The 6,833-nt window shown below is 72.9% G+C and carries 6 protein-coding genes; 5 read left to right on the top strand and 1 reads right to left on the bottom strand.

What is annotated here, in order from left to right; translation table 11 throughout:
• Positions 1–122: 122 nt before the first annotated feature.
• On the bottom strand, positions 123–1,277 hold the full coding sequence (locus tag Cco03nite_RS32410) for an alkane 1-monooxygenase (RefSeq protein ID WP_203697247.1): 1,155 nt from the start codon (positions 1,275–1,277) through the stop codon (positions 123–125).
• Positions 1,278–1,362: 85 nt separating this feature from the next.
• On the opposite strand from Cco03nite_RS32410, the gene Cco03nite_RS32405 reads away from it, so the two are divergent.
• From Cco03nite_RS32405 to Cco03nite_RS32385, 5 genes are all read left to right on the top strand, one after another.
• Positions 1,363–1,971, top strand: a complete 609-nt coding sequence (locus tag Cco03nite_RS32405) for a TetR family transcriptional regulator (RefSeq protein WP_239167836.1) — start codon at positions 1,363–1,365, stop codon at positions 1,969–1,971.
• A gap of 128 nt (positions 1,972–2,099) precedes the next feature.
• On the top strand, positions 2,100–3,248 hold the full coding sequence (locus Cco03nite_RS32400; protein WP_203697245.1) for a serine hydrolase domain-containing protein: 1,149 nt from the start codon (positions 2,100–2,102) through the stop codon (positions 3,246–3,248).
• Positions 3,249–3,252: 4 nt separating this feature from the next.
• The gene (locus Cco03nite_RS32395; protein WP_203697243.1) at positions 3,253–4,365 is read left to right on the top strand and encodes an NAD(P)-dependent oxidoreductase; all 1,113 of its coding nucleotides are present in this window, start codon (positions 3,253–3,255) and stop codon (positions 4,363–4,365) included.
• A gap of 167 nt (positions 4,366–4,532) precedes the next feature.
• Complete coding sequence (aroA, locus tag Cco03nite_RS32390; protein WP_239167835.1) at positions 4,533–5,813, top strand: 3-phosphoshikimate 1-carboxyvinyltransferase; 1,281 nt, start codon at positions 4,533–4,535, stop codon at positions 5,811–5,813.
• 13 nt (positions 5,814–5,826) lie between these two features.
• Complete coding sequence (locus Cco03nite_RS32385; RefSeq protein ID WP_203697242.1) at positions 5,827–6,804, top strand: aldo/keto reductase; 978 nt, start codon at positions 5,827–5,829, stop codon at positions 6,802–6,804.
• Positions 6,805–6,833 lie beyond the last annotated feature (29 nt).

Raw genomic sequence — 6,833 nt, 5'->3', positions numbered from 1 at the left:
TCATGCGTTCCGGTGGTGACACGGTGCTCATGCGAGCGAGCCTCGCACAACCTTGCACAGTGCGCAAAATTACACGACGTGCAACTATGCCGTAACGGCACGAATTCCTTCGACGTCTGCGGTCACCGCGCCGGGGGCAGCGCGAGCGGATACCGGGCGAGCAGCCGAGCCAGCGCCGGCGGGTGCACGTTCGCCGCGCCTAGGTCCTGGTCGTAGTGGGCGAGCACGCGCCGGTCCATGACGCGCCGCCACAGCGGCGGCAGCAGCGCCGCCACGATCATCGTGGCGTACCCGGCGGGCAGCTGCGGCGAGCTGTCGAAGCTGCGCAGCACCTGGTATCGGCGCAGCGGGTTGGCGTGGTGGTCGCTGTGCCGCTGCAGCTGGAACAGGAAGACGTTGGTGACGATCCGGTCGCTGTTCCAGCTGTGCCGCGGATCGACCTTGTCGTAGCGGCCGGTGGCGTTGCGGGGGCGGGCCAGCCCGTAGTGCTCCAGGTAGTTCACGACCTCCAGCAGTGCGAAGCCGACCACCGCCTGCGCGGCCAGCAGCGGCAGCACGACCGGCCCGAACCAGGCGGCCAGCGCGGCGCACAGCGCCACCGTCATGACCCACGCGTTGAGCACGTCGTTGCGCCACGTCCACGGGGTGCGCCCGCGCAGCCGGAAACGCGCGCTCTCCAGCCGCCAGGCCGAACGCAGGCTGCCCAGCACCGTACGCGGCAGGAAGGCCCAGAAGCTCTCCCCCAGCCGGGCGCTGGCCGGGTCCTCCGGGGTGGCCACCCGCACGTGGTGGCCCCGGTTGTGCTCGACGTAGAAGTGCCCGTAACCCGTCGGCGCCAGCGCGATCTTCGACAGCCACCGCTCCAGGCGCTCGCGCTTGTGGCCGAGCTCGTGCGCGGTGTTGATGGCGATGCCGTTCACGATCCCGACGCTGAGCACCAGCCCGGCCGCCGCGAACGGGCTCAGCCCGCCGCGCGCCCACACGGCACAGCAGGCGGCCAGCGCCGCGTACTGCAGGGGCAGGTAGAGGTAGGTGAGCACGCGGTAGTAGCGCGAGCGCTGGAGCGCGGCCGCCGCCTCCTCGGGCGGGTTCACCCGGTCGTCGCCGACGAGCAGGTCGACCACCGGGATCAGTCCGAACACGACGACGGGGGTGAGCCACCAGCCCCACTCGTGGCCGCCGGCGGCGAGGGCCAGGCCCTGGAAGGGCAGCGTGGGCACGAGCAGGGCCGCCGGCCACAGCAGGCGGCGGGGGTCCCGCCAGGTCGCTTCGCTCATGGTCGCCTCCGCGATGAGGGGTGTACGCCGAGAGTCCCATGCTCATCGACTGTCGACAATCACGAGTATTTTGTAAAGTCATGGGATGATGCCCCCGATCGTCCGCCCCGACCGCGCCGCCACCCGGGCCGCGATCGTCGCCGCCGCCCGCGAGCTGACCATCACCCACGGCTGGGCCGAGGTGCGCATGGCGGGCGTCGCCGAGCGGGCCGGGGTGAGCCGGCAGACCGTCTACAACGAGTACGGCGGCCGGGCCGGGCTCGCCGACGCGCTGGCCGACGCCGAGATCGAGCTGTTCATCGCGGGCGTGCGCGCGGTCCTGTTCGCACACGGGTCGCACGTGCGGGCCGCCGTCGCCGCGGCGGTGCGCTTCGCGCTGGACGAAGCCGCCGCGAACCCGCTGGTCCGCGTCATCCTGACCAGCTCCCGCGGCGGCGCGGACCCGCTGCTGCCGTACCTGACGACCCGGTCCGACATGGTCCTGGCGGCCGCGGCGGTGCCGCTGCTGGAGTGGGCCGCGGCGTTCGCGCCCGACGTCGAGCCGGACGAGCTCGCGTTCGCCGCCGAGACCGTGATCCGGCTCGTGGTGAGCCACATCGTGCTGCCGCTGCGCCCGGCCGCGCACACCGCCGACGCGCTCGCCGGACTCGTCGTGCTGCTGCTCGGCGCGAGGCGGCGCGGCGCCTCGGACTGAGCCGGCGCGCTGCCGAGTCGGGTACCCGCTTTGGCGTTTTGTCCATGTTAGGGATACGTCGCCGGTAAACTGGGCCCGACCGCTGTGCCCCGGACGGGCTACGCCCCGAACAGGACGGGGGAACGGGTGTGAAGACCTGGCACATGGTGGCGGCGCTGGCCGCCGCGGCCGTGCTGACCCTGACCATCGGGCTGTTCCCGGCCCGCGCGGCGGCCCCGGGCGACTGCCCACAGGCGGCCTTCGGATTCTCCGACTCCGAACGCGACCGGATGCGCGCCGCCGTCGACAAGGCACGCGCCGACGCGAAGGCGCCCGGGATCACCGCCGGGGTGTTCGTGCCCGGCCGCGGCACCTGGATCTGCGTGGTCGGCGTGTCCGATCAGGAGACCGGCCGGGCGATGAACGCCGCCGACCGGTTCCGCGTCGGCAGCATCACCAAGACGTTCACCGGCACCGCCGTGCTGCGCCTGGTCGACCAGGGGCTGATCGGCCTGGACGAGCCGCTGAGCCGGTACGTGGACTGGCCCGACGGCAACGTGATCACCATCCGCCAGCTGCTGAACATGACCTCTGGTGTGTACGACTACACCGACGACCCGGAGTTCGAAAAGCGCTACCTGGCGGATCCGGCGGGCTCCTTCGGCCCGCGCGACGCCCTCGACATCGCCCGCAACCACGAGCCGTACTTCCCGCCGGGCCAGGGCTTCCACTACTCCAACACGAACTACATCCTGCTGGAGACCGTCGTCGAGCGGGTCACCGGACGGGCGATCGGCGACCTGATCACCGAGGAGATCATCGACAAGCTCGGGCTGGACTCGACCCGCTACCCGGCCACGCCAGCGCTGGAGCCGCCGTACGCGCGCGGCTACGACGAGACGCCCGACCCGGGCGACGGCGCGGCGCTGCGGGACGTCACCGAGTCCAACCCCGGCTACGCCGGAGCCGCCGGAGCGATGGTGTCCAACCTGCACGACCTGCGCATCTGGGCCGCGGAACTGGCCAACGGCGCGCTGATCAGCGAACGCCTGCAGCGCGAACGGCTGCGGACCGTGCCGCTGGCCCAGGGCGCCGAGGTGTCGTACGGGCTGGGCATCGCCGACTGGGGCGGCTGGCTCGGCCACAACGGCACGATCATCGGTTACAACACCGCGATGTTCTACCTGCCCGAGACCGGGGCGGCCATCGTGGTCGAGGTCAACCGGTCGTCCCTGGACACCGACCACGCGACCCCGCTGTTCGGCGAGCTCGCGAAGATCCTCTACCCGGACCGGTGACCTCGTGTCCCAGGCGCCCACCGCATGGCAGGCCGTCCCGCTCGACGAGCGCATCGCCTGGGCCCGCCGCACCATGACACTGACCGCGCGCGCCGCGGCGCAGCTGCCGCCGATGCGCGGCGTACGGCTGGCCTGCACCGCGCACCTGGACCTGAAGATGCTGCTGGCGATCGAGGCGTTCGCCCGCGCGGGCGCGCTGGTGGCGGTCGTGCCGGCCAACCCGCACACCACGCAGTGGGACGTCGTCGGCTGGCTGCACGCCGAGGGCGTGGAGACCGCGTTCACCCGGTTCCCGGACGAGGCGCAGGCGGCCGCCGCCTGTGTGGAGTGGGCCCCGACGCACGCGCTGGAGATGGGCGCGGTGGTGATGACCGCGGCCGCCCGGGCCGGCTATCCCGGGCTGCGGGCCGGTGTCGAGGTCACCCGCACCGGCATCGACCGCCTGTTCCGGGTCGAGGTGGGCCATCCGGTGTTCGACCTGGACGCGGTGCCGCTCAAATCGGCCCTGCACAACCGGTTCGCCGTCGGCACGAGCACCTGGGCCACCCTCGCCGCCCGCACCAACCTGTCACTGCACGCCAAGTCCGTGCTGGTGGTCGGCTACGGCGAGGTCGGCGCGGGCCTGGCCCGCTCGGCCCGCGCGTACGGCGCGCAGATCCTCGTCGCCGAACCCGACCCCTCCCGGCGCGCCGTCGCCTCCTACGAGGGCTACCGCGTCGGCACCGCCGACGAGCTGATCGCCGACGCCGACATCGCCGTCACCGCGACCGGCCGCCCCGCCTCGATCCCCGCCCCACTCCTCGGCCAGGCCAAGGACGGCTGCATCCTCCTCAACGCAGGCCACTCCGACGACGAGATCGAAGTGACCGCCCTCGGCCCCGCCCGCCCCGTCCTCCCCCACCTCACCGCCCACCGCTACGGCGACCGCGAACTCTTCCTCTTCGCCGCCGGCCGCATCGCCAACCTCGTCGCCGGCGACGGCGACAGCCTCAACGTCTTCGACACCACCGCCGCCCTCATGACCGCCTCACTGGGCTGGACCATCACCGAAGGCTCCACCTACCCACCCGGCCTCCACCCCCTCCCCACCACCGCCTGGCGCCCCGCCACCCCCTGACCCCCACCCCCTCGCCGCGGCGATCTTGCGTGGACTGTGGGGATGACACGCTCGAAAGCGACATAAGGGCAACAGTTCGCGCAAGATCGTCACGATCTTGGGGGTGGTGATCTCAGTGCGTGGTCAGGGGGCGTGGTGGGGGTGGGGGGCGGGCCATACTGGCGGCCGTGTCTGAGAATTCACTGCCGTCTGTGATCATGCTGTCGCCGGTGGAGCAGCCGCCGGACACCACCGTGCAGCTGCCGGGATCCAAGAGCATCACCAACCGGGCGCTGCTGTGCGCGGCGCTCGCCGAGGGGACGAGCACGCTGACCGGGGTGCTGTTCGCCGACGACACGCGGGCCATGCTGGGCGCGATCACCGCGCTGGGCGCGCAGGTCACGGTCGACGAGGCCGCCGCGACGGTGACGGTGCGCGGCACCGACCCGCGGGCCGCGACCGGGCCGGTGTCGGTGTTCGCCAACCAGTCCGGCACCACCGCCCGGTTCCTGCTGCCCGCGCTGGCGCTGCGCCCGGCGCGCGGCGTGCTCGACGGCGACGCCCAGCTGCGCGCCCGCCCGTTCGGCCCGCTGGTCGAGGCGCTGCGCACGCTCGGCGCGCGGGTCGAGGAGCCGGCCGAGGCGGGCCGCCTGCCGCTGGCCGTGACCGGGCCGGTGCACGGCGGCCGGGTCCCGCTGCCGGGGCACCTGTCCAGCCAGTTCCTGTCCGGGCTGCTGATGGCCGGGCCGCTGATGCGCGACGGGCTGGCCGTCGAGCTGACCTCGCCGCTGGTCTCGGTGCCGTACGTGACGATGACCGCCGCGGTGATGACCGCGTTCGGCGTGCCCGCCGACGGGCTCGGGGTCGCCCCCGGCCGCTACCGCGCGACCGGGTACGCGGTCGAGCCCGACGCGAGCGCGGCGTCGTACTTCCTGGCCGCGGCGGCGATCACCGGCGGACGCATCACCGTCGCCGGGCTGGGCACGGGCAGCCTGCAGGGCGACGTACGCTTCGCCGACGTGCTGGAGCGCATGGGCGCGCGGGTGTCGCGCGACGCCGACGGGATCACCGTGTCCGGCGGCGAGCCGCTGCGCGGCGTCGACGTCGACATGGCCGACATCTCCGACACGGCGCAGACCCTGGCCGCGGTCGCGGTGCACGCCGACGGCCCGACCCGGGTGCGCGGCATCGGCTTCATCCGCCGGAAGGAGACCGACCGGCTGGCCGCGGTCGTCACCGAGCTGCGCCGGGCGGGCATCGACGCCGAGGAGCACGAGGACGGCTTCACGATCCGGCCGGGGCGGCCCGCGCCGACGCGGTTCGACACGTACGGCGACCACCGCATGGCGATGAGCCTGTCGCTGCTGAGCCTGCGCTCGCCCGGCATCGAGATCGACAACCCGCGGTGCGTCGCGAAGACGTACCCGGAATTCTTCGCCGACCTCTCGCGGGCCACCGCCCGAGCGTGAAGGATCAAGCCCTATGGAGTACGTGAAACTGGGCCGCACCGGCCTCGACGTGTCGCGGCTGAGCCTGGGCTGCATGAGCTACGGCGAGCCGAGCCTGGGCAGCCACACCTGGACGCTGCCCGAGGACGAGTCCCGGCCCTTCATCAAGCGGGCGCTGGAGCTCGGGGTCAACTTCTTCGACACCGCCAACGTGTACTCGCTGGGCAGCAGCGAGGAGATCGTGGGCCGGGCGCTGCGCGACTTCGCCGACCGCGACGAGGTCGTCATCGCCACCAAGGTGTGGGGCGTGATGCGCGACCGGCCCAACGGCCGCGGCCTGTCCCGCAAGGCGATCATGACCGAGATCGACCAGAGCCTGCGCCGGCTCGGCACGGACTACGTGGACCTGTACCAGATCCACCGGTTCGATCCGTACACGCCGCTGGAGGAGACCCTGGAGGCGCTGCACGACGTCGTCAAGGCCGGCAAGGCCCGCTACCTGGGCGCGTCCTCGATGTACGCGTGGCAGTTCGCCAAGGCGCTGCACATGGCCGACGCGCACGGCTGGACCCGGTTCGTGACCATGCAGAACCACTACAACCTGATCTACCGCGAGGAGGAGCGGGAGATGCTGCCGCTCTGCCTCGACGAGGGCGTCGGGGTGATCCCGTGGAGCCCGCTGGCCCGCGGCCGGCTCACCCGCGAGCCCGACACGGTGACCGCCCGCACCAAGGACGACGCCTTCGGCGAAGGCCTGTACGCCTCGACCGAGGCGGCCGACCAGGCGGTCATCGCCGAGGTGGGCCGGATCGCCCGCGAGCGGGGGGTGCCCCGGGCACAGGTCGCGCTGGCCTGGGTGGCGAGCCGGCCGGGCGTGGTCGCGCCCATCGTCGGCGCGACGAAACCGCAGCACCTGGAGGACGCGGTGGCCGCGCTGGAGCTCACCCTGAGCGCGGACGAGGTCGCCGCGCTGGAGAAACCGTACGAGCCGCACCGGATCGCCGGGCAGTGACCCGCGCGGACCGGCGCGGGAACCGGTAG

The organism is Catellatospora coxensis (assembly GCF_016862635.1).
In the GTDB taxonomy this organism is placed as follows: Bacteria; Actinomycetota; Actinomycetes; order Mycobacteriales; family Micromonosporaceae; genus Catellatospora; species Catellatospora coxensis.
The sequence above is the reverse complement of the archived record's forward strand: the minus strand, read 5'-3'. Positions and strand labels throughout refer to the sequence as shown.